The sequence below is a fragment of the Allorhizocola rhizosphaerae genome (genome assembly GCF_003426775.1).
GTDB classification, from domain to species: Bacteria; Actinomycetota; Actinomycetes; order Mycobacteriales; family Micromonosporaceae; genus Allorhizocola; species Allorhizocola rhizosphaerae.
Genome location: NZ_QJUG01000110.1, coordinates 1 through 20,873, shown reverse-complemented (window position 1 = coordinate 20,873; position 20,873 = coordinate 1). Strand labels below are relative to the sequence as shown.

Below are 20,873 nucleotides of genomic sequence, written 5' to 3'. Positions count from 1 at the left end.
ATTGAGTGAGCTTTATCCCGTCGCGTTGCGTTTGGACGGTCGGCGCGTGCTTGTCGTCGGCGGGGGATCCGTTGCCACGCGGCGCATTCCGGCCCTCCTGTCCGCGGGCGCGCGGGTGCGGCTGGTTTCCCCTTCCGTCACCGGGACGTTGCGAGGGCTCGCCGACCGTCTGGAGTGGAGGGAGCGGGTTTTTCAACCCGAAGACCTGGAAGATGTTTGGCTGGTACAGGTCGCGGTCGACGATCCCACGGCGGCTCAAGAGATTTCGCGCCTGTGCGAGCAGCGCCGCATCTTCTGCATCCGCGCCGACGACCGGCACGCGGCCAGCGCCTGGACCCCCGCCGTCACGCGGCACGGTCCGGTGACGGTGGCCGTGCTGGCGGGCGGCGATCCGAAGCGCGCGGTGGCCGTGCGCGACCAGATTTCGCACGTGCTGTCGGAAACGCCCACGGCTTTTGAAAAGCACGGTGGCACCGTCGCGCTCGTCGGCGGCGGGCCTGGCGATCCCGAGCTCATCACGGTCAAGGGCCGCCGCCTGCTCGCGGCCGCCGATGTGGTGGTGATGGACCGGCTCGTGCCGGGGCTCCTGCTCGACGAGCTGCGCCCGGAGGTCGAGCTCATCGACGTGGCCAAGCTTCCGTACGGCCAGGCGGCCGCACAAGACGAGATCAACCGCGTTCTCGTCGACCGCGCGCGGGCCGGAAAGTTCGTGGTGCGCCTCAAGGGCGGCGACCCGTTCGTGTTCGGCCGGGGCGGCGAAGAGGTGCTGGCATGCCTGGAAAATGATGTGCCGGTGCTCGTCGTGCCCGGTGTCACGAGCGCGATCGGGGTCCCGGGTGTGGCCGGAATCCCCGTGACCCATCGCGGGGTCGCGCACGAGTTCACCGTCCTGAGTGGACATGTCGCACCCGACGACCCGACGTCGCTCGTTGACTGGCAAGCACTCGCGCGCATGCGAGGCACGCTCGTCATCCTGATGGGGCTCAAGCAGCTGCCCAAAATCGTGGAAACGTTGCAGCGCTTCGGCCGTGACCCGGGCACACCCGCCGCGATCGTCATGGAGGGCACGACCCGGCACGAACGGGTCCTCAAAGGCACGCTCGAACAGCTGCCATCACTGGCCGAGGGCGTGAAGCCCCCGGCGGTAGTCGTGATTGGACAGGTGTCAGAGGTGCTTGAGCACCGATCGGGTGCCGCCGATGACGCGGTAGCCTAGCCAGTCGTTGATCGCGAGCATCGGCGCGTTGCTGTAGTCGTTGCACGTGAAGGCCGCAACCACTCCCGCCTCGGCCGCTCGCCGCAGCGACACCGACTTGAGCAGCTTGGCCAGGCCCATGCCGCGATATTCGCGCAGCGTGGCCGTGCCGGTGGACATGGCCCGCCCGGTCGCCCGGTTGACCTCGACCATCGTGAGGGCCGCGGGCTTGCCGTCGACCAACGCGACCATGCTCACCTCGCGGTCGAAGTCGGGCGAGTGCCAGAACCGGTCCATCCACTCGTCAAACGGGATGACGCCCATCTGCACATCCCCCGGCTCGTCCAGAAAGGCCACAGCATCGATCTCATGGCACGCCTCCGGCCCGGCCTCGGCCGCGCGCACGATCTCGACGCCCGAGGGGATGACCGGGACGGGCGGCAGGCTCGCCGGATCGACCACCGACCATCGCTCATTCGCGCCGACCTCGTAGCTTTGCCGCTTGGCCCAGCCCACGGAGGCCGGGTTGTCGAGGGCGAACCCCTGCGCCCGCACGGCTTCGATCGCCCGCAGGTGCTCCTCGGCCAGATCGTGCAGCTTTGTGGCGATGCCCCGGCCGTGGTGGTCGGGATGCACCTGGATTTGCACGGTGCCCTGGCCGGGCTCGGCGGCGTGGTGGTTGAGCATGCTCACCGCGGTCGCCACCACCACGCCATCGACGACCGCGACCAGCCGCTGCGCGCGGGCGGCAGCGGGCAGCGTGCGGAACCAGTTGCGCTGGGTCTCGATGCTGGCGCTGAACCATGGGAAGAGCGCGCGCCGGACGACATCCATACCCTCGATGTCTTCGATCACGGCTGGCCTGATATCGGTCACGAAACCTGTCTAACAGACACGGCAAGCGATTTAGTGATACCTAGCAGTACTATGTATAGTACTGCTAGGGAGTGATGGCGCATGCATGTGACGAAGGATCTCGTCGCGGCGTCGGCGACGCCGCTCGTCCTGGGCATCCTCGCCCAGGGCGACAACTATGGCTACGCGATAATCAAAGAGGTCAACGAGTTGTCCGGCGGCGCTCTGGAGTGGACGGACGGCCTGCTCTATCCGTTGCTGCACCGGCTCGAACGGCTCGGCCACGTCGAGTCCACATGGGACGGTCCGCCCGGCGGCCGCCGCCGCAAGTACTACCGCATCACCGAGCAGGGCCGGGCCGAGCTGGCCGAGCAGCGCCGCCAGTGGGACGCGGTGGTCAGCGCGCTCAAGGGCGTCTGGCACGCGACGGGTCACCTCTCGCCGCGGGAGGCCTGACGTGAGCCTCGACGAGCAGCTGGAAAACCAGATCGCCGAATGGCGTGGCTACATGCGCCGCCGCCGTGCCGTCAACGAGACCGATGTCGAAGAGCTTGAAGACCATCTACGCAGTACCGTAGCCGACCTGACCGATTCCGGGCTGCGCCCGGACGAGGCGTTCCTGGTGGCGGTCAAGCGCATGGGCAGCCTCGACGATCTGTCCCGGGAGTTCGCGCGCGTGCACTCCGACCGGTTGTGGAAACAGCTGGTCCTCTCCGGCGACGGTCAAGCGCACTCGCACCGCGCCTCCCGCATGGACCTGCTCGTCATGGTGGGCTGCGCGGCTCTCGCGGCGATCGGCATCAAGCTCCCGGAGCTGTTCGGCCTGGGCTTCGATGAGGGCGCCGGTTTCTACCAACGCAACATCAGCCTGTTCGCGCTCGTGCCGCTGGCTGCGTATTTCGCCATCCGGCGCAGGCTCAGCGCTGTTTTTGCGGGGGTTGTGGCTGCGCTGTTTGTGCTCGGCGCGGTCGCCGCCAACGTCTACCCGCTCAAGGACACGTCGCAAAGCATGGTGCTGACGGCGATCCACCTGCCGCTGGCGCTGTGGCTCGCGATGGGCGTCGCCTATGTGGGCGGCGACTGGCGATCCGGGCGCAGGCGCATGGACTTCATCCGGTTCACCGGAGAGTGGTTCGTTTACTACGTGCTGATCGCGCTCGGCGGTGGCGTGCTCACCGGCATCACGTTCGGTGTGTTCGGGGCCATCGGGCTCGACATCGAAGAGTTCATGGCATCGTGGGTGATGCCGTGCGGAGCGCTGGCGGCGGTCGTGGTCGCGGCCTGGCTCGTGGAGGCCAAGCAGAGCGTCATCGAAAACATGGCGCCGGTGCTGACCCGCGTGTTCACCCCGCTGTTCGCGGTCGCGCTGCTGGCCTTCCTCGGCGCGCTGCTGTGGACCGGAAACCTCATCAACACCGACCGCGAGGTGCTCATCCTGTTCGACCTGTTGCTCGTGGTCGTGCTCGGGCTGGTGCTGTACTCCATCTCGGCGCGCGATCCGCTGGCCCGGCCCGGCGCCTTCGACTGGCTCCAGCTGGCGCTCGTGTTCAGCGCGCTGATCATCGATGCGCTTGTGCTGGGCGTGATCACCGGGCGGATCTCGGAGTGGGGCACCACGCCCAACAAGGCGGCGGCGCTGGGCGAAAACGTCATCCTGCTGGCCAACCTCGCCTGGACCACGTTCCTGCTCAGCGAGTTCGTGCGCAACCGCCGGCCGTTCGCGCCGCTGGAGCGTTGGCAGACCGGCTATCTGGCCGTGTATGCCGGGTGGGCGTGGGTGGTCGTGTTGCTGTTCCCGCCGATTTTCGGCTACATGTGACCGTCGTCGCCCGCGAGATTGGTCTTGACGTGCCTGATGCGCTGCCGGTCCGGCTAACTCGCCAACGCTAACGTCGGTGCACGGACCAGCTGCGGGAGAATGGTGCCGAGCTGGGCGTCGATGATGAGCGAGGCGCAGTGGTCGCCCCTGGTCGGGCCCTGGTTGACGATCGCCACGGGGATGCCGAGCTTGGCCGCGCGCAGCACGAAACGCCGGCCCGACATCACGTGCAGCGAGGAGCCCAGCACGAGCAACAGCCGCGACCGCTCCACGAGCCCGAAGCTCGCCTGCACCCGTTCGCGCGGCACGGTCTCGCCGAAGAACACCACATCCGGCTTGAGCGTGCCCTTGCAGACCACGCACCCGACCATGCGGAACCGCTCGACCTCTTCATCCGCGAGCGTGACGTCGCCGTCCGGGTTGATGACACCGGGCAGGGCATCGAAGTCCGCGTTGGCCTCGCGCAGCCGCTGGTCGAGCGCCTCCCGCCGGCTCACGTCACCGCAGTCGAGGCAGATCACGCGGGCGAGGTTGCCGTGCAGCTCGATCACCCCGGCCGAGCCGTGCAGCCCGTCGACGTTTTGCGTGATGACGCCCTCGACCAGCCCGCTGTCTTGCAGCTGCCGGACCGCACGATGGCCCGCGTTGGGCCGGGCGGTGCCGATGGTGCGCCAGCCGACGTAGCTGCGCGCCCAATAGCGCCTGCGCGCCAACGGATCACCCACGAACGCCTGGTAGGTCATGGGCGTGACCTTGCGCGCGTTGGGCCCGCGGTAGTCGGGTATGCCCGACTCGGTGGACAGCCCCGCCCCGCTGAGCACGGCCACGCCACCGCCCGCGACCAGCTCGGCCAGCGTCTGCAACGTCACCGGTCAATAGTAATTAGAGTGGTCGCCATGTCCGTGACGGTGTGGTGGGCGTCCCCCAAGCATGCGAGCCCGTGGCACGACGAGCTGCTCACGCCCGGCGAGCGGGAGCGGGCCGACGCCTATCGCCGCCGGGAGGACCGCGACCGGTTCGTGGCGGCCAATGCGCTGCTGCGCCTGGCCGTCGAGCAGTGGCTGGGGCACCGGCCCGAGATCGACCGGGCGTGCATCGACTGCGGCAAGCCCCACGGCAAGCCCCGCGTCGTGGGCGCCGGGTTGCATGCCTCGGTCTCCCACTCCGGCGATCTGATCGCGGTCGCGCTCAGCGAGCAGGGCGAGCTCGGCGTCGACGTGGAAATGGTGTCCGACAAGGACCTCAAGCTCCTGCTGCGCTATGTGTTCTCCGCCAAGGAGCTTGAGGTGCTGCCCGACCCGCTGGCCGTGTTCTACCGGGCGTGGACGCGCAAGGAGTCGTTGCTCAAGGCGACCGGCGCGGGCCTGCGGACCCCGATGTCGAGCCTGACCGTGCTGCCGGAGTCGGAATACAACATGCACGACCTCGACCCCGGCCCCGGCTATGCGGCCGCGCTGACCGTCCTGTCCAGCGATCCCGTCAGCGTCACCGAGCTGGACGGCGCGGCCCTGCTAAAGGCGTAGCTCGGTCCACTGCTGCCCGTCGGCGGAGTGATGGTACGGCGGGTTTCCCTCATGCGGATCGTCCGCGCTGCGCCAATAGCGCCCGCCCAGGAACCCGTGCGCCAGCCCCGGCCGGGCCGGGTCGAAACTCCGGGCGCCGGGTGCGAGGCGGTACTCGACGCCGTTACGGAAATCACCGATCATGAGGCCGCCGTCGGGCGTCGCATAGGACACGACGGCCGTGGAGTCGGCCGGCGTCAACGGCAACCGGAGATGCTCCCAATACGTCCCGCCGTCCCCGAGGCGCCATATCCGATACCCATTGGGGCCAAAGCGATCCACCACGTAGACATGACGTCCGTCGATGGTCTCCAGCTCCAACGGCGAACCCTCGTATTGCGGCGTGGGCACCTGCGCCCACGTCCGGCCGCGGTCCCGGCTGACGTGGATGGTCGCGTTGCCCGAGATCCACAGGCTGCCGTCGGTCGCCGCCCTGACGTTGCGGTTCTCCGATCCGGCCAGCTGGCCCGGAACGTTTTCGAGCAGGGCCGACGTGCCGTCCGGCCGGTATACGATGACGTCGAACGGCCTGCTGCCCGATGGGCGCAGGGCCGCCTGCGCCAGCAGCGGTACCTGGGCGACGCGACCCTCCGGAATGGACGATCGAGGGTGCCATGTGTGGCCCCGGTCGGGGGTGAACCAGACCCGGTCCGATCCCGAACCCCGATCGATCGATGTGATCGCGACCCGGTTGCGGTCGAACACCCGCAGTTCGAGCCGGTCATGCCAATCCTGTCCGGGTACCTGGCGGGCCTGCCAGCTTTGCCCACCATCCGAAGTGGACGCGAGCCAGGTCTCGCGCGCCTGCTCGACGCACCGGCACGCCAGGGCGAAGCCATGGTCGGCGTCGATGAAGTACGCGTCTGTCGGCCGGGTCACGGTCAGCCCGGACGGATAGGTGTCGGCCGGTGGCGCGGGTGTCGGGTCGCGCCGAAGCGCCGCCACGACGGCCGTGCTCGCAAGCACGACCAGCAGCGCGGCCACGCTGGCCGTCACCATGCCGGCCCGCCGGCGGGCATGGCGCACGCGCCGTACCATATCGGCCACCTCGGCCGGCTGGGGACGGCCGGCCAGCCGCCTGATCTCCGCGCCGACCAGTTCTTCCACGTCAGACATAGGAAGCCTCCAGACAGTGGCGCTTGCGCAGGGTCTGCAGCGCCCGATGGCGCAGAGATCGCACGGTGGCGGGCCGGCGGTCGAGCACGGCCGCGATCTGTTCGTCGGACAGGTCGTCGAGGAAGCCGAGCACCAGCACGGCCCGCTGGTCGCGCGGCAGGCGGCGCAGCGCGCGGCTGATCACGTCGCGCTCGTCGACGCGGCCGTAATCGTCGCGCGCAGCGCGGCCCTCGTCATCATCGTCGTAGGGCACCGTGTAGCCGCCCCGGCGCAGGGCCCGCCACATGTTCAGATAGGTGTTGAGCATCGCCTTGCGCGCGTAGGCAAGCGGGCTGGCCTGCGCGTCGACCCGCGACCACGATCTGGCCACCGAGACGTAGGTGTCCTGCAACAGGTCGTCGGCCCGGTCGGGGACGCCGGTCAGGGCGTGCGCGTAGCGGCTCAGCGTCGGCATGCTGGCCGCCACGAACTCCTCGAACGACTGATCCGTCATCGGTCACCTCCGTCGGCCCTTATACACGCGGGAGGCGGCCGCTGTTGCACAAATTTTCTAGCGGTCCCGCCGCCCCTGCTTGGCCAGCCAGTTCAGCCGGTCGGGCGAGAACGCGAGGTGCAGGACGAACAATCCACCCAGGACATAGCCCGCGAGCTCGTAGCCCGACGCGATCAGCGCCACCGCGCCGCCGATGATGACGGCGACCTCGACGAACAGCCGGACGATGCCCGAGACCGGGACGGGCGCCCGTCCGCTGCGGCTCGGGTCGCCCGGCACGGCGAACACCACCCATGCGGCCGCGGCCACGAGGACAAGCGCGATCGCCACCGGCCATCCGCCCAGCCGGTGACCGCCGACGGCCAGCCCGATCAGCGCCGCGACCTCCAGCACGAAGCGCAGCACCAGATTCCAGCGCGGCATCATCACTGTCTCCTACCGTCCCTGCAGAGCGAGGGCGAGCGTACTACAGGAGCAGTAGACGCAGGTGACTGTGCGCGGACGACGCGCTCAAGCCCCCGGCGTCCCTAGCGTCTCAGTCATGAAACGCACACGGCATGATGCGAATGTGAAACTGGACCAGGCCCACCCGGTGCGCGTCGACGCGGCCTTCGCCGCGCTCACGGTCATCGGTGTGCCGGCGGTCGCGACCCTGTTCGACAGCGGTGTTCTCGAACCGGTGCCGGCCCCGTGGGGTGCGGTGGTGCTGGGGATGTTCCTGGGGGCGTTGCTGTTCCTGCGCCGACGCTGGCCCGTGGCCGTGCTGCTGGTCAGCGTCGCGGCCTCGTCGGCTTGGCACATAGGCACCCTGAGCGGGGCCGGTTGGGTGCTGCCCGCGTCGGCCGCCATTTTCACGGTGGCGGCGGGGCCGACCCGGCGCGGGCTGGCGTGGGCGATCGGGACCGTCGCCGTGCCCCTGCTGAACGCGCCGTTCATGATACCGCCCGACCACCTGCTCGAAGGCTCGGACGCCCTCGACCTCGGCCAGATGCCCCAGGAGCTCGGGTTCGAGGTGCTGTGGGTGGTCGTGGTGCTCGCGCTCGCCCGCGCCTACCGCAACCTGCACGGGTGGCGGGCGGAAACGGCGGCGCGCATGGCAGACCTCGAACGGCAGCGCGATCTGGAGTCGCAGCAGGCGGCCGCGCAGGAACGCCTGCTCATGGCGCAGGAGCTGCACGACGTCGTGGCGCACACGCTGACCGTCGTGGGGGTGCAGCTGCGCGTGGCCGACGAGGCACTCGACGATTCGCCGGAGGAGGCGCGCTCTGCCCTGCGCGCGGCGCAGGAGGTGCGCGGCAGGGCAGCGGCCGACCTGGGTGCGCTCGTGGGTGTGTTGCGAGAGCGCGAATCCCTTGCCCCGCAAGGGAGTCTCGACGCGATTCGCGAGCTTGTCGACGGTACCCAGATGGAAAGCGTTTTGGAAATCGAGGGGGAAGCGGGTGCCGTCCCGGCCCCGGTGGCGCTGGCGACCTATCGCATCGTCCAGGAGGCACTGACCAATGTGGTCCGTCACTCGGGGGCCGGCCATGTGCGCGTGAGTTTGCGCTACGGGCCGGACGCGGTCCACATTGCAGTGTCCGACGACGGGCGCGGCGGGCCGGTTGACCAGACCGGGCATGGCATAGCCGGCATGCGTGAGCGGGCTACGGCTTTGGGCGGCACGTTCGACGCCGGCCCCCGTGCCGACGGCGGATTCCGTGTCACCGCAACGATTCCGGTAAGGTCATGACCGTAACCGTGCTCCTCGCCGACGACCAATCCCTGGTGCGGGCGGGCTTTCGCAGCCTGCTGCGGCGCGCCAAGGACATCGAGGTCGTCGGCGAGGCCGGGACGGGCGAGGAGGCCGTGCGGCAGGTGCGCGCGCTGCGGCCCGACGTGGTGCTGATGGACATCCGCATGCCGGGCATGGACGGGCTCGCCGCGACCCGGCAGGTGGCAAGCGAGTGCCGGGTCGTCATCCTGACCACGTTCGAGACCGACGAGCACGTGTTCGCGGCGCTGCAGGCGGGCGCGGCCGGGTTTTTGACCAAGGAGGTCGAGCCGGAGGCGTTGCGCTCGGCGATCCGCGTGGTGGCGGCGGGCGACGCGCTGCTGTCCCCGAGCGTGACCCGGCGCGTCATCGAGCGGTTCACCAACCGTCCACTCGCCACCATCCAAAGCGGAGTGTCAAGCCGGCTGGATGTGCTGACGGCGCGGGAGCGCGAGGTGATGGCGCTCGTGGCGGCCGGACTGTCCAATGACGAGATCGCGGCGCGGCTCGTGATCAGCCCGTTGACCGCCAAAACCCATGTGGCGCGGGCGATCACCAAGCTGGGCTTGCGCGATCGCGTGCAGCTGGTCATCGTCGCCTATGAGACCGGACTCGCACAGACTTCCATATTTTGATCTAGGCTCGCAGAGGCGCCAACGCACCGGTCATCCGCGCCAGCTCGTCGAGCATTTCCTTGGCAGTGTCGGCCATCCGCGGAGCCGGCGTCAGTTTGCCTTGCGGGTCAAGGGTCTCCCGCAGGTGCATGACGACGGTGTGGGCCACCGGCACCATCTTGAGCGCGGTGACCACCGGGCGCAGCGCGGCCTGTGCCCGCAAACCGCCCGACGACATGCCGTATGAAACGAAGCCCACCGCCTTGTAGGCCCACTCGGGGTAGAGGAAGTCCAGCGCGTTCTTCAGCGAGGCCGCATAACCCTGGTTGTATTCGGCCATCACGAACACGAACGCGTCCGACGCGGCGACCGTCGTGCTCCACCGGCGTGTGTGCTCATGCGTGTAGGGCAACCGCTCGATGGCGGGCATAGGCTCGTCGAGCAGCGGGAGCCCAAGCACGGCAAGGTCGGTGAGCGTGACGTCGAAGCCCGCATGCTCCTGCGCGATGGGCACGAACCACTGCGCCACCTGCTCGCCGACCCGACCCGGACGTGTGCTCGCGATGACGACGTTGAGGCGTGGACGCTGACCGTTTGTTGACATGTCATCAACCGTAGCTGGTATCTTGGTGACATGTCAACTACGCCCCGATGGCTCGACGAGCGGGAAATGCGCGCCTGGATCGGATACCGGCGGATGAGGCTTCTTCTCGACCTGCAACTGCAGCGCGACCTGATGAGCCAGAGCGGGTTGTCCGAGCCGGATTACGACGTGCTGTCCAACCTGTCGGAGGCCGAGGGCAGGAAGAAGCGCCTGAGCGAGCTGGCCGCCCACATGCGATGGTCCAAGAGCCGTCTCTCGCATCACCTCGCGCGGATGGAGCAGCGCGGGTTGGTCGAGCGGCACGAGTGCCCAGGCGACGCACGCGGCTCGATGGTCGTGCTTACCGACGAGGGCTGGGAGGCGATCGTCGAGGCCGCGCCCGGCCACGTGGCCTCGGTGCGCCGGCACATGATCGATCTGCTGACCGACGACGAGCTCGACGCGCTGGCCGACCTGAGCCATCGGATCGTCGAACATTTAAGCGGGCAACTGCCTACCAGCTAACTGCCAGCCCCGCCATAGCAGGCTCTGAGCTGGGCGATGAACTCTCGGCGGATGAAGAAGCGAACGCTAGCGATACTGGGCGCTTCCGGCATCCTGGCCCTGGGAATTGCCGCGCCCGTGACCGCATATGCCACAGGAGACAAGTCCACGCGCCATCAGGAGCTCGCCGCCGCGCTGGCCAAGGAGCTCGGGGTGGAGGAGTCCAAGGTGACCGCCGCGCTGGACAAGGTGCGTGAGGAGCAAAAGAAGAACGAGCAAGGCGAACGCCCCACGCCGGCCGACCGCACGGCCGCGCTGAAGGAGCGCCTGGCCACGGCCGTCAGTGAGGGCAAGCTCACCCAGGCCGAGGCCGACGCGGTGATCAAGGCGTACGAGGCCGGCGTGCTCGGCGGGTTCGGCCACGGCCACGGCGGCAAGCCGGGTGGCGGGCCGCGCGGTGACCAGAAGCCGTCCAGCTGACCACGGACCGGGGCTCCCGTCCGCATCTCCCCCGCGCCGGGCCGGGAGCCCCTACGCCATTCGCCACACCGTGACCACCACGGCCGCCGCGAGCACGACCGCGCCGATCGTCACCGGCGCTCGCAGTTGCCTGCGCAGTCCAATCACGACCATGAGCGCGCTGCCGAGCAGCAGGAACCCCTGCCGCACCCACGACGGTTCGGCCAACAACGCGGCGATCGAACTCGGGACGAACGCCAGCGCCAGCCCGGCCCGCAAGAGCAGCGGGCGCTCAAGGCGCATCCCTGCCACGATGAGCACGGCCGCGCCGGGCAGCGTGTAGGCCTCCATCACGCCCACCCGCAGCGCGAGCAGGAGCGCCGTCCAGCCCCCGGCGTACGCCCAAAACAGAACCAGCCACAGGTCGCGCTCGTCCAACAGCGGCTCCCGCGACCGCGCGGCCTCCTCAGTCTCGTCGGAGAACAGGCCGTGGGCGCGTGCCAGGTGGGCCGCGAACACCTCGGACGGATTCGCGGGTCCATACGGATCGACCACCCTGGTCGAACGCGCCAGCGTGGCAATCAGCCGGACAAGGTGGCCCATGACCCCGGACGCTAGCGGGTTTCCGACGCCACGCATAGAACGACGCATTGCTATCCTCACCTGACTGTATGAAGCTGATCGTGCCCCTCAACCCGCGAGGACAGCCAGTGAAAGAGATCGTTGAGGTCGAGCTTCCCGACGGTGAGGTGATCCTGGCCGAGGTGGCCATGGTCGACTCCGACGTGGGCGCCTTCGACCGGTTCCGGCTCGACGAGGCTCGCTCGGCGATCAGCAAGGTCGGCGGCTGGGCGCTGCAGACCGTGCGATCGTCGCTGCCCGAGGCGCCGGACCGGTTCGGTGTCGAGATCGGACTCAAGCTCGCGGTGAAGTCCGGCGTGCTCACCAGCGTGCTGGCGGAGGCCTCGGGCGAGGCGTCGATCACTGTGAAGATGGAGTGGGATCGAAAGGCTGACACGTGAGGTGGAGGCGCTGGAGAACCCCATCCTGTTCATCGAGGAATTCGGCGCCGCGCCCGATCTGACGCATCGGCGGCGCGCGCCCGGCGCGGCCATGGTCTACCGTTCCCACGACGGCGGGCTGTCCTGCCCGCCGGGCGGATACACGGCGGGCGAGCTGCTGTGGCGCCGCCCGCGCGAGGTCTATCTCGTCGACGTGGCGCCACACTTCGGCGAGCTGGAGGGCATCGTCGTGTTTGGACACGACGGGATCGAGGCGCTGGCGCTGCGGTTCGACGTCATCTGGCAGGTGATCGATCCGGTCGAGGCCGTGGCCGCCCGCCTGACCCAGCCGCCGGCGCTGTGCCGTCAAGCGGTGGAGGCGTGGTGCCATCGGGCGGTCGACCCGAGCCGGATGACCACGGCCGCCCAGATCTACGAAGCCGTCGGCGCGATGCTGCCGCAGCGGATCTCGCTGTCCGGTGGGCTGCGGCTCGACCTCGCGGGGCTGCGCTCGGTCGCCGAGGCGGGCGTCGACGGGTCGAGCCAGAGCGAGGTGCTGTCCACGTTGTTCGGTCGCGACCCGCGCGACGCGTGGCAGGAGGACGCCGATCTCGCGCAGGCCGCGCTGCTGGGCCTGCCCGCCGGGGCGGGCTGGGCGCGGCACGAGGTGCTTGCCGAGGAGGTGGTGGCGCTGACCAGGCGGGCGGTGCAGCGCTACGCCGATCTGGTCGAGCGGATCGAAAAGCTGCTGCCCAAGGACGGCGGTCCCGAGCTGTGATGGGCCTGCTGGACGCCGTCTACCGCTGGTATGAGTCGCTCGCGCGGACGATGCTGCTCGGCTCGTCGGACTGGCCGGCCTTCCCACTGTTCGGCGTCACGGTGGTGCTCGCGGTGATCCTGGCCATGCGGCTGGCCACCGGGTTGATCGTGCGCGTCGTGCCCCGGCTGGCCATCGCGGTGTGCGTCGCCTGCCACCTGACCCTGCTGACCGCCGAATACCTTGCCACGCGGGCGATCCGGCTGCTGGGCGCGCACCCGCCGGGTGTGGTCTACGCGTTCGGCGACGCGCTCAACCGGGCGCTGCCGCGCGTGCTGGACGCCATCCGAGCGGCCGGGGCGTGGTCGGAGCGCGAGACGCGCGTGCTGAACCACCGGGTCCTGCTCGTCGTCGCCGCCATCGTCCTCATTGGACTCTGGAACGGCACCTATTGCGAGCGCGTTGCGGCCCCGTGCCACGCGCCGTCAACGGCGTTCACCACCACGCTGGCGGGCTGGTTTGCGCCCACGCCGCCGGGCCAGTAGGCCCTCGATCCCCACCAACACCTCGGCCGCGCGCGCCTTCGCCCACGCCGGCGAGAGCCCGGGATGCTCGCGTGCCATGGCGCGCAAGGTGTCGCGCACCCAGTCGTAGTCGCCCCGCCTGCGCCCGCGCATCACCGCCGCCGAAGCCCGCAGATCGAGCGGGTTTCCGGTGTCGGCGGCGAGCTGCTCCAGCCGGTCGTCGTCGAGCTCGCCCGCGATGGTGTGCAGCGCCGCGAGCCGGGTGTCGAGACTGTGCCGCGGATCGGTGACCCACTCCTCCAGCGTGCGCAACGACTCCCTCCACGACGCGCCGTCGCGGAACATCACCATGGCCGCGACCTTGCGCGCTCCCGGCTCCAGCGGATCGCGTGCGGCCTCGGCCATCGCCCGGCGCGCCAGCTCCTGCCGGCCGCTCACATTCAGCTTGGACGCCACCCGCGCCCGGCTGTCCCAGGCGTGCGCACGGTCGCGCATCAGCGCCCGCACGATGTCGTCCGCGCCCTCCGGGTCGAACTCGTGCGCGGCCGCGATCGCATCGGCCAGAGCCCATTCCAGCCAATGATTGATGTGGTACGGCTCGGCCGCCCGCGGCCCGGCCCAGTCCACGCCGCCGAGCAACGCCCAGGCCGGCGCATAGGGCCCGCTCGGGCCAGGCGGCGTATCGCCCGCATCGATCGCGTCGAAGTAGTACAGCACGTCGCTCAGCTGGTGCATGGCCGCCACGCGCTCGGCCATCGGCCGCTGCGCCGCGCAGCACCGGCGCAGCAACGCCATGACCGCCGCCGGGCGCTCGCCGATCCGGGCCAGCGAAGAGATCGCCTCCGCCCGCAGTTCGTCGTCGGCCTGCGTCTCCACCTGATGCGTGAGGTGCTGCATGGCGAACAAGCGATCGGCTCCATCGCCCGCCTCGGCCAGGGCCACCGTGGCCAGCAGGCGCGCCCGCCGCTCGGACACGCCGCCGCGCCTCATGGCGGCGGCCGTGTAGGCCAGCTCGGCGAGGGTGTCGGCGGCTTGGCGGCGCTCGTGCTCGGTACCCTCTCGCAAAAGCACTTTCGCCGCTTCGATCCGGCTCTCCAAGCCGACCTCGGGGCTGGACAACAGGCGCGGCAGCACTGTCCTATCCCGACCGCGTTGCAGGATGGCGCGGAAGATGCGCCGTCCGGGCGGCCGCCCGCCTGCGCGCACCACGGCCATGGTCTTGTCGATGACGTCGTCGGATCGGTCGCCCACCACGCCGTCCTGCAGCAGGGTCGCCACGCTGTCGAAGTCGTGCGGCAGCAGGCGTTCCACCACGGGCATGAGGTCGTTGCCGGAGCGCACCCACTCCTTGGCGGTGAACAGGCCGAGGCTGTCGGGGCCGGTCTGGGCCACACGTTGCAGCCAGCGCTCAGGGTCGAAAGTGGACACCCGCACCTTGGCCGCCAGGTATTCGGCGATGCTCAGGTGGATGAACTGCAGGTGGTTGCCCTGAATCTCCAGCAGGCCCGTGCTGAGCAGGAACTCACGCAACACGATCGGCTCCACCCCGTAGGGCAGCGGCCGGTCGTGCTCGCTCAGCCACCGGTGCACCAGATGCTCGGCCGGCACCCGGTCGTCGCGCAGCATGCGGTCGGCGAGATAGCCCAGGCACTCGTACCGCCGCGAGAACAGGAACTCCGACAGCTCGACGGCCTCGCGCCCATACTCGGCGACCCGCTCGATCAGCGCATCGCGTGGCGCGGGCCGGGTCTCGCGCCGAGTGAGCAACCACGACACGAATTGCTCGTAGAGGCCCGCCCGGTCCTCGGCAAGCGGCACGCCCGGGTTTTCCTCGTGCACCACGGCCGCGATCGTGGCCATCAGCGGAACCTCGACCAGCGGGCGGATTCTGCTGTGGGACACGCTGCTGAGGAAACTTTCCGGACTCGTGGCCGCCGCAGGCCCGTTCGGCGGCCGGAACCACTTGTGCGCGAACACCGTCAGCTTCTCGTCGTCGAACGGGCGCAGCTGATATTCGCCCAGCCGGTCGGCGTCCTCGAACGGGGTCAGGCCCTGCCGCAGCTCGGCGAACTCCGTCTCGTCGAGCCGCCGGCTGGCCACACCGAAGCGGACCGTTGCCCCGTATTCGCCGACGCGCGTGCGCAGCATCACGGTCAGCTCCTGACGGCGCTCCTCGCTGAGCACCTCGTCCAGCCCATCGATGAGGATCAGCCATTCGGCGCCCGGAACCGGTGGCTCTTCGAAGATTTCCGGGCGGATGCCGATTTTCTGGTACCCGCGAAGCTCCAGATTCACCGCACGCGCGATGGACTCGTACCACGCTGATGGCTTGAGCAGATCGGTGGCCGCCACGCGCAGCACGACCACCGGCCCGAGCTCCGGCTCGGCGCCCGCCCGCGGCGGTTCGTCGCGCAGCCACCACTGCGCCGACAGGGCCACCAACTGTTGCAGCAGCGTCGATTTGCCCCCGCCCGGACCCGCGACCACCAGCACGTGCCGATGCCGGTTGATCATCTGGATCGGCGTGATCGCGGAGACGTCCAGCTCCCGCCGCACCTGCGTCCGCTGCTCCACATAGACCATCGACAGTGGGGGCACCGGCCGGTGGGTGAGCTTGGCGATCCGGTACGGATAACGCGCCGCGGCCACCCGCTGAGCCACGAGCATCTGGTGCAGCGGGCTGCCCGGATCGGGCCGAAGCAGCGTGGGCCGCGCGGCCAGGCCGGCTTTGAGGCGTACCTCATGGCGCTTGAAGCGATGGCGGATTTCCGACGCCGGCACCAGCCACCCGCCCTGCTCGCCCGCGCCGGAAGACGCGTCGTAGCTGATGGCCCGCGCCTTGGCCATGCCGATCACCTGGCCGTACTTGTCGACCACGGGCGCGCCGCTCAGCCCGTGCACCAGCACGCCATCCTTGACCTTGAGGAACCGGCCCACCCGCCCCTCGATCTCCACCGTCACCAGGTCCTCGGCGACCCCGCGCTCCGGGGTGTACCTGCTGAACCCCACGATCGTCAGGTCGCCACGCGGCGTCGGGTCGCCCTCGGCGAGGTTCACGAACGGATGGTCCAAACCGGACGTCAGCCCCAGGAACGCGATGTCGGGGAACGGTTCGCTGTTGGCGTGGTAGTCCAGCGGGTCGCGCACCAGCACCTCGGCTTCGTAGCGCTCGCCCAGCCACTCGGCCTGCACCTGATCGCCCGCCCGGCGCACGACGTGCGCGCACGTCGCGATGACCTGCTTGGCCACGAAGAAGCCGCTGCCCAGATAGCGTTCGCCCGCCCACAGCGAGACGGCGCAGTTGCGGGCATGCCGCTCGCCGGCCTGCTGGGTGGGAGACCGCTCGAACACGGGACCCATTCAAGCAAACCGCGGCCATCTGCCACACCGATCAGGTGATATAGATGTCGCGCAGCTTGAGCGCCTGCCCACCCGGCACGTCCACCACGTCGAAGAAGGCCACCAGTTCGCTCCATTCCCCGTTGAACGGCAGCGAGAAGTCCACCGACGACACGGTGCCGTCGTCGCGGCGAAACACCTCTTCGAGCGGGTCAAACGGCCCACCGGCGGTCTCGGGTGCCGTCACCCGCGCCGGCCGCGCCGTGCTCAGCGGCGGCGCCGGCTCATATCGGCCCAGCCATTCCCGCAAACTCGACGCGGAGACGGCCATGGAACCGGCACCCTCGCCCTGCCACAGAAATCGCACCGCTGCCTCGAAATCGTCGGCCGCGAGCAGCCCCACCCACCGCCGCACCGCCGCGATCAGCTCCGCGTCCGTGGCACTCGCACCCAGGATCTCCACGCCGTGCAGGGTACCGTCGGCAGGCAATCGGCTCGCCGGTCAGGCGAACCGAGGGTGCGCGCAGCGCCGTGCCGCCTGCGCGGGGCCAAGTTGGCGTTTCATGCCGTGGGCTGCATGCGGGTGCTGACGCAGATCCGGTTCCAGGAGTTGATGGCCACGAGCACCATAATCATCTCGGCCAGTTCGGTGTCGGTGAAGTGCTTGGCGGCCCACTCCCACACGTCGTCGGGCACGTGCCCGTCGTGGATGAGCGTGACGGCCTCGGTGAAGGCGAAGGCTGCCCGCTCCGCGTCGGTGTAGTAGGGCGCCTCGCGCCACACGACCAGCCCGTGCAGGCGGGAGTCGGTCTCGCCGCCCTGCTTGGCATCCTTGGTGTGCATGTCCACGCAGTAGAAGCACCCGTTGAGCTGGCTGGCCCGCAGCTTGATGAGCTCGACGAGCGGCTTGGGCAGGGAATGCCCGGAGACCACGTCATCGAATTGGATCATTGCTCGGTACTGCTTGGTGGCCAGGTCTTTAATCACGAGACGCTCTTTCATGCGGCCAACGATAGGAACTATATTGGCTCCATCAAAGTGCCAATTCCTAGGGATCTGATTGGGCCAATCGTGACCGGCTTCCACGTCGACCTGAGCGGTCGCGGCGACCTCGCCACCCGCATCTACCAGCAGATCCTGGCGGCGATCCGGGACGGAACGCTGCGCGGCGGCGACCGCATGCCGCCGACCCGCGAGCTCGCCGAGCGCCTGTCCGTGTCGCGCAACACGGTCGCGGCCGCCTACGACCGGCTCACGTCGGAGGGATATCTGACGGGGCGGGTCGGCTCGGGCACGTTCGTGGGCACGTTCAAGAAGGCGCGGCCCCGGCAGGCCCCCGCGGGCAGCATCCAGCCGCGTGCCCTGTGGGGGTCGATCGCGGCCGGCGTCTCCTCGACGGAGACCCCGGATTACGACTTCCGCGTGGGAGTCCCCGATCCGGCATACTTCCCGGTGCAGACGTGGCGGCGGCTGATCGGGCAATCGTTGTCGACGGAGCTCTATCGCGCGCCCACGGGCAGCCCCGCGCTGCGGGCGGCGATCGCCCGCTACATTGGACAGTCGCGTTCGGTGCGCGCCGCACCCGACGACGTCATTGTGACGCAGGGCGCGCAGCAGGCACTCGACCTGGTCGGGCGGGTGCTCATCGACCCGGGAACCGTTGTGGCCGTTGAAGAGCCGGGCTATCCTCCGGCACGGGCGTTGTTCGCCTCGCTCGGCGCACGCGTCGTTTCGGTGCCCGTCGACGCGGAAGGCCTTGCCGTGCAGGCGATCCCGCGCGGCACCCGGCTGGTCTACACGACACCGTCGCACCAGTTCCCGCTGGGCATGCCGATGTCCTTGGAGCGGCGGATCGCTTTGCTGGACTGGGTTTCGCGACACGATGCGGCCATCATCGAGGACGACTACGACAGCGAATATCGTTTCGCCGACCGCCCGCTCGCGCCGCTGCAGAGCCTCGACCACGACGGGCGGGTCATCTATGTCGGCTCGTTCTCCAAGACCCTGCTGCCGGCGCTGCGACTCGGCTTCCTCGTCGCACCCGAGAGCCTGCAACCGGCGCTGCGCACCGCCAAACAGCTGACCGACTGGCACGGCGATCTCACCACCCAGGCCACCCTCGCCCGCTTCATCGAGGACGGCTACCTTGCCCGGCATGTCAGAAAAACCATGCGGGGGTACGACCGACGCCGCACAATGATCCTCGACATCCTCCGGCGCGACTTCGCCGACGTGCTCGACGTCGTACCCTCGGTCGCCGGCCTGCACGTGACCGCCCACCTCCATCCACACGCGACACTCACACCCGACCCACCCGTCGCCGTGCGCCCGCTCGCCCGCTTCTGCGCCGACCGACCCCTACCCGGCCTCGTCATCGGCTACGGCGCGATCCGCGACGACCGCATCGCCGACGGCCTGCGCCTCCTCCGCGCCTCGATCCACACGCGACAGTGACTCCCACTCGCGCTGCCAACGCGTCGACGGGAGCAGCAGCCATACCCTCACCGTGCCCGGCTGCGTGCCAGGTTGGGTGTTAGCGTGAGGGCGTGACGGATTGTGCGGAGTGCGGTTTCGAGTACGACCTCGCCCTGGCTCCAACGGTCTCGGTGCTTGCCATGGGTCATGCGCGCGAGTACGCAGACCTGCTGCGCGCCGAGCCGGCGGTGCTTCGGCGGCGCTCGACGCCGCATATGTGGTCACCTCTCGAATACGCCTGTCACATGCGCGATGTGCTGCTCGCGCAGCGGGAGCGGGTGCTGGCCGCGCGACGCCTTGACACGCCGGTTGCCGAGCCCATGGGACGCGACGAGCGGGTTGAGCATGACGGATATGCCCGGCAACGGCCCGCTGATGTCGCCCGCCAGCTTCAGGACGCGACGCTACTGTTCACGAATGTCCTCGACCGGCTGTCAGCCTCCGACTGGGAGCGCACATTGGTCTACCCCTATCCCGAGCACGAGGAACGCTCGCTGCGTTGGATCGCCGTACACACCTTGCACGAGCTGCGCCACCACCTGCTGGACATCCGTCGCCAACTGGCATAGCCCGTCCTTCAACACTCTCTGCCGCCTGGCGTGATGGACGGAACCCTGCGCACGACGGAGAGGTGAGAACCGCTGCCGTTGATCGGGCGGGATGAGGCCTCGTGGCCAGCGCAGCGGTGACGAGGCGGCGCGACCTCACCGACGCGCAGTGTGCAGCGCTGGAGCCGCTGCCACCAACCGCGTCCGGTAGAGGACGCCCGCCGAAATGGAGCAGACGGCAGCTCGCCGACGCCGACCCGGTGGCTGCTCCGGGCCGGCAGACCGTGGCGCGACGTGCCCGGCCTGTACGGCCGGTGCGGCCTAGTGCCTCCGGCAACCGGCGAGATGGCCGTTCACCTCGTATCGTAGGTGTGGTGATCTCGATTGAAGACCTTTCAGATCATCCCTATCTGGTACCAGGCATAGGCCTGCTGCGCTGGCAGGAGTGCGGTCATCCGCCGGAGCCGACCGACCCGCAGTGGTGGACCGACGCCACCGGGCGGGAGGCCGGCCGTCACGGCCTGCCCAAGACGTGGGTGGCGATCGATGACGCGACCGGCGGCGCGGTCGGCGCGGTGGGCTTGGGCGAGTTCGACATCGCGGAGCGGCGGGATCGCTCGCCGTGGATCCTCGGTCTCATCGTCGCGCCCGAGCGGCGCGGCGAGGGCATCGGGCGGGCGTTACTGTCCGAAGTGGAGCGGCACACCGACACGACCCTGTGGGCGGCGACGGGCCAGGCGGTCGGCTACTTTCGGCGCTGTGGCTGGGAGGTGGCCGAAATCCTGTCGCACACCACGGTGCTCATGAAGGACACTATCCTGCGCCGCTACGAGCGGGCACAATTGTTCTTCGCCGCCAAGGATTATTCTGTCGCCATCGGACTCCTCGAGGGCGTGGTCGCCGACGCGCCGACCGAGGTGGCCCCGCGCGAGCTGCTGGCGCGGGCCTACTATCACTCGGCGCGGCTGCGCCAGGCGGAGCGAGAGCTACGCTGGATCGTCGAGCGCCACCCGACGGAGGCCTACGCCCACCTCATGCTGGGCCGCACCCTGCAGCGCCTGGGCCGCCGCGAAGAGGCCGAGTCCTGGCTCCGCATCGCCGCCGCCCTCGGCGCGACCACCTGACCCACCACGCACCACCACCCCTGGCACCCGACCGCCACGACCGCACTGGCACACCGCCCCTCTCCTGACCTGTGGCGACCCGTGACCGCGCCGGCCCCTCGCCACACCCCCTCGCCACGCCTCGCCCCTCGCCATGCCCCGCCCCACGCCACGCC

At 69.5% G+C, this 20,873-nt stretch carries 24 protein-coding genes and 1 pseudogene; 15 read left to right on the top strand and 10 right to left on the bottom strand.

Features of this window, described 5'->3' with window-relative positions; translation table 11 throughout:
• Position 1: 1 nt before the first annotated feature.
• Entirely contained in the window at positions 2-1,216 is a 1,215-nt protein-coding gene (cobA, locus tag DM816_RS23270) for a uroporphyrinogen-III C-methyltransferase (protein ID WP_246002153.1), read from the top strand.
• Here the strand turns inward: cobA and DM816_RS23265 are convergent.
• A complete protein-coding gene (locus DM816_RS23265) occupies positions 1,166-2,071 on the bottom strand; it encodes a GNAT family N-acetyltransferase (RefSeq protein WP_162907744.1) in 906 nt (301 codons plus the stop codon). The two genes, cobA and DM816_RS23265, sit on opposite strands and share 51 nt — an antisense overlap.
• 81 nt (positions 2,072-2,152) lie before the next feature.
• Between DM816_RS23265 and DM816_RS23260 the strand changes: the two genes are divergently transcribed.
• Both DM816_RS23260 and DM816_RS23255 read left to right on the top strand, forming a co-directional pair.
• On the top strand, positions 2,153-2,506 hold the full coding sequence (locus tag DM816_RS23260; protein WP_117212487.1) for a PadR family transcriptional regulator: 354 nt from the start codon (positions 2,153-2,155) through the stop codon (positions 2,504-2,506).
• Position 2,507: 1 nt separating this feature from the next.
• Positions 2,508-3,869, top strand: coding sequence for a permease prefix domain 1-containing protein (locus DM816_RS23255; RefSeq protein ID WP_117212485.1), 1,362 nt, complete (start codon positions 2,508-2,510; stop codon positions 3,867-3,869).
• Positions 3,870-3,922: 53 nt separating this feature from the next.
• Here the strand turns inward: DM816_RS23255 and DM816_RS23250 are convergent, their stop codons facing one another.
• A complete protein-coding gene (locus tag DM816_RS23250) occupies positions 3,923-4,738 on the bottom strand; it encodes a Sir2 family NAD-dependent protein deacetylase (protein ID WP_117212483.1) in 816 nt (271 codons plus the stop codon).
• 27 nt (positions 4,739-4,765) lie between these two features.
• Here DM816_RS23250 and DM816_RS23245 point away from each other — a divergent pair, with 27 nt between their 5' ends.
• Positions 4,766-5,392 (top strand): 4'-phosphopantetheinyl transferase family protein, encoded by a 627-nt coding sequence (locus DM816_RS23245; RefSeq protein WP_162907743.1) that lies wholly within the window; start codon positions 4,766-4,768, stop codon positions 5,390-5,392.
• Here the strand turns inward: DM816_RS23245 and DM816_RS23240 are convergent.
• From DM816_RS23240 to DM816_RS23230, 3 genes are read right to left on the bottom strand one after another with little or no spacing between them, the layout of a single operon-like run.
• The gene (locus tag DM816_RS23240; RefSeq protein WP_162907742.1) at positions 5,381-6,547 is read right to left on the bottom strand and encodes a hypothetical protein; all 1,167 of its coding nucleotides are present in this window, start codon (positions 6,545-6,547) and stop codon (positions 5,381-5,383) included. The two genes, DM816_RS23245 and DM816_RS23240, sit on opposite strands and share 12 nt — an antisense overlap.
• Positions 6,540-7,040: a SigE family RNA polymerase sigma factor gene (locus DM816_RS23235; protein ID WP_117212478.1), complete on the bottom strand. Its 501-nt coding sequence runs from the start codon at positions 7,038-7,040 to the stop codon at positions 6,540-6,542. The genes DM816_RS23240 and DM816_RS23235 overlap by 8 nt, the downstream gene beginning before the upstream one ends.
• A gap of 57 nt (positions 7,041-7,097) precedes the next feature.
• Positions 7,098-7,466: a DUF2568 domain-containing protein gene (locus DM816_RS23230; protein ID WP_117212476.1), complete on the bottom strand. Its 369-nt coding sequence runs from the start codon at positions 7,464-7,466 to the stop codon at positions 7,098-7,100.
• 115 nt (positions 7,467-7,581) lie between these two features.
• Between DM816_RS23230 and DM816_RS23225 the strand changes: the two genes are divergently transcribed.
• Positions 7,582-8,769, top strand: coding sequence for a sensor histidine kinase (locus DM816_RS23225; RefSeq protein WP_117212474.1), 1,188 nt, complete (start codon positions 7,582-7,584; stop codon positions 8,767-8,769).
• A complete protein-coding gene (locus DM816_RS23220) occupies positions 8,766-9,425 on the top strand; it encodes a response regulator (protein ID WP_117212472.1) in 660 nt (219 codons plus the stop codon). The genes DM816_RS23225 and DM816_RS23220 overlap by 4 nt, the downstream gene beginning before the upstream one ends.
• 1 nt (position 9,426) lies before the next feature.
• Here the strand turns inward: DM816_RS23220 and DM816_RS23215 are convergent, their stop codons facing one another.
• Positions 9,427-10,008, bottom strand: a complete 582-nt coding sequence (locus tag DM816_RS23215; protein WP_117212470.1) for an NADPH-dependent FMN reductase — start codon at positions 10,006-10,008, stop codon at positions 9,427-9,429.
• Between the two features lie 30 nt (positions 10,009-10,038).
• On the opposite strand from DM816_RS23215, the gene DM816_RS23210 reads away from it, so the two are divergent.
• Together DM816_RS23210 and DM816_RS23205 are read left to right on the top strand one after the other, a co-directional pair.
• Entirely contained in the window at positions 10,039-10,512 is a 474-nt protein-coding gene (locus tag DM816_RS23210) for a MarR family winged helix-turn-helix transcriptional regulator (protein ID WP_117212468.1), read from the top strand.
• 51 nt (positions 10,513-10,563) lie between these two features.
• Positions 10,564-10,971 (top strand): hypothetical protein, encoded by a 408-nt coding sequence (locus DM816_RS23205; RefSeq protein WP_246002152.1) that lies wholly within the window; start codon positions 10,564-10,566, stop codon positions 10,969-10,971.
• 51 nt (positions 10,972-11,022) lie between these two features.
• Here DM816_RS23205 and DM816_RS23200 read toward each other — a convergent pair whose 3' ends face one another.
• Complete coding sequence (locus DM816_RS23200) at positions 11,023-11,553, bottom strand: SCO7613 C-terminal domain-containing membrane protein (protein ID WP_117212464.1); 531 nt, start codon at positions 11,551-11,553, stop codon at positions 11,023-11,025.
• 107 nt (positions 11,554-11,660) lie between these two features.
• On the opposite strand from DM816_RS23200, the gene DM816_RS23195 reads away from it, so the two are divergent.
• From DM816_RS23195 to DM816_RS23185, 3 genes are read left to right on the top strand one after another with little or no spacing between them, the layout of a single operon-like run.
• Positions 11,661-11,972, top strand: coding sequence for a CU044_2847 family protein (locus DM816_RS23195; protein ID WP_162907741.1), 312 nt, complete (start codon positions 11,661-11,663; stop codon positions 11,970-11,972).
• Between the two features lies 1 nt (position 11,973).
• Positions 11,974-12,729: a hypothetical protein gene (locus DM816_RS23190; RefSeq protein WP_117212460.1), complete on the top strand. Its 756-nt coding sequence runs from the start codon at positions 11,974-11,976 to the stop codon at positions 12,727-12,729.
• Positions 12,726-13,253: a hypothetical protein gene (locus DM816_RS23185; RefSeq protein WP_117212458.1), complete on the top strand. Its 528-nt coding sequence runs from the start codon at positions 12,726-12,728 to the stop codon at positions 13,251-13,253. The genes DM816_RS23190 and DM816_RS23185 overlap by 4 nt, the downstream gene beginning before the upstream one ends.
• Here the strand turns inward: DM816_RS23185 and DM816_RS23180 are convergent.
• The 3 genes from DM816_RS23180 to DM816_RS23170 all read right to left on the bottom strand — a co-directional run bounded on the left by DM816_RS23180 (position 13,194) and on the right by DM816_RS23170 (position 17,573).
• On the bottom strand, positions 13,194-16,583 hold the full coding sequence (locus DM816_RS23180) for a serine protease (RefSeq protein ID WP_162907739.1): 3,390 nt from the start codon (positions 16,581-16,583) through the stop codon (positions 13,194-13,196). The two genes, DM816_RS23185 and DM816_RS23180, sit on opposite strands and share 60 nt — an antisense overlap.
• A 40-nt stretch (positions 16,584-16,623) precedes the next feature.
• The gene (locus DM816_RS23175; RefSeq protein ID WP_117212454.1) at positions 16,624-17,034 is read right to left on the bottom strand and encodes a hypothetical protein; all 411 of its coding nucleotides are present in this window, start codon (positions 17,032-17,034) and stop codon (positions 16,624-16,626) included.
• Between the two features lie 98 nt (positions 17,035-17,132).
• Entirely contained in the window at positions 17,133-17,573 is a 441-nt protein-coding gene (locus tag DM816_RS23170) for a carboxymuconolactone decarboxylase family protein (protein WP_117212510.1), read from the bottom strand.
• Positions 17,574-17,642: 69 nt separating this feature from the next.
• Here DM816_RS23170 and pdxR point away from each other — a divergent pair, with 69 nt between their 5' ends.
• The 4 genes and pseudogenes from pdxR (at position 17,643) to DM816_RS23155 (ending at position 20,718) form a co-directional block, all read left to right on the top strand.
• On the top strand, positions 17,643-19,025 hold the full coding sequence (gene pdxR, locus DM816_RS23165; RefSeq protein WP_246002151.1) for a MocR-like pyridoxine biosynthesis transcription factor PdxR: 1,383 nt from the start codon (positions 17,643-17,645) through the stop codon (positions 19,023-19,025).
• 92 nt (positions 19,026-19,117) lie between these two features.
• Complete coding sequence (locus tag DM816_RS23160) at positions 19,118-19,615, top strand: DinB family protein (RefSeq protein WP_211588815.1); 498 nt, start codon at positions 19,118-19,120, stop codon at positions 19,613-19,615.
• Positions 19,616-19,716: 101 nt separating this feature from the next.
• Positions 19,717-19,906 (top strand): annotated as a pseudogene (locus DM816_RS44640) (transposase); the annotation flags it as partial.
• Positions 19,907-19,968: 62 nt separating this feature from the next.
• Positions 19,969-20,718, top strand: a complete 750-nt coding sequence (locus DM816_RS23155; protein WP_162907738.1) for a GNAT family N-acetyltransferase — start codon at positions 19,969-19,971, stop codon at positions 20,716-20,718.
• Positions 20,719-20,873: the final 155 nt, after the last annotated feature.

Coding starts and splice junctions, on each gene's coding strand:
- DM816_RS23260 (WP_117212487.1), top strand. CDS start 2,153: ATGCATGTGACGAAGGATCTCGTCGCGGCGTCGGCGACGCCGCTCGTC.
- DM816_RS23240 (WP_162907742.1), bottom strand. CDS start 6,547: ATGTCTGACGTGGAAGAACTGGTCGGCGCGGAGATCAGGCGGCTGGCC.
- DM816_RS23170 (WP_117212510.1), bottom strand. CDS start 17,573: ATGAAAGAGCGTCTCGTGATTAAAGACCTGGCCACCAAGCAGTACCGA.
- DM816_RS23225 (WP_117212474.1), top strand. CDS start 7,582: ATGAAACGCACACGGCATGATGCGAATGTGAAACTGGACCAGGCCCAC.
- DM816_RS23210 (WP_117212468.1), top strand. CDS start 10,039: ATGTCAACTACGCCCCGATGGCTCGACGAGCGGGAAATGCGCGCCTGG.
- DM816_RS23200 (WP_117212464.1), bottom strand. CDS start 11,553: ATGGGCCACCTTGTCCGGCTGATTGCCACGCTGGCGCGTTCGACCAGG.
- DM816_RS23235 (WP_117212478.1), bottom strand. CDS start 7,040: ATGACGGATCAGTCGTTCGAGGAGTTCGTGGCGGCCAGCATGCCGACG.
- DM816_RS23215 (WP_117212470.1), bottom strand. CDS start 10,008: ATGTCAACAAACGGTCAGCGTCCACGCCTCAACGTCGTCATCGCGAGC.
- DM816_RS23205 (WP_246002152.1), top strand. CDS start 10,564: ATGAAGAAGCGAACGCTAGCGATACTGGGCGCTTCCGGCATCCTGGCC.
- DM816_RS23230 (WP_117212476.1), bottom strand. CDS start 7,466: ATGATGCCGCGCTGGAATCTGGTGCTGCGCTTCGTGCTGGAGGTCGCG.
- DM816_RS23245 (WP_162907743.1), top strand. CDS start 4,766: ATGTCCGTGACGGTGTGGTGGGCGTCCCCCAAGCATGCGAGCCCGTGG.
- DM816_RS23220 (WP_117212472.1), top strand. CDS start 8,766: ATGACCGTAACCGTGCTCCTCGCCGACGACCAATCCCTGGTGCGGGCG.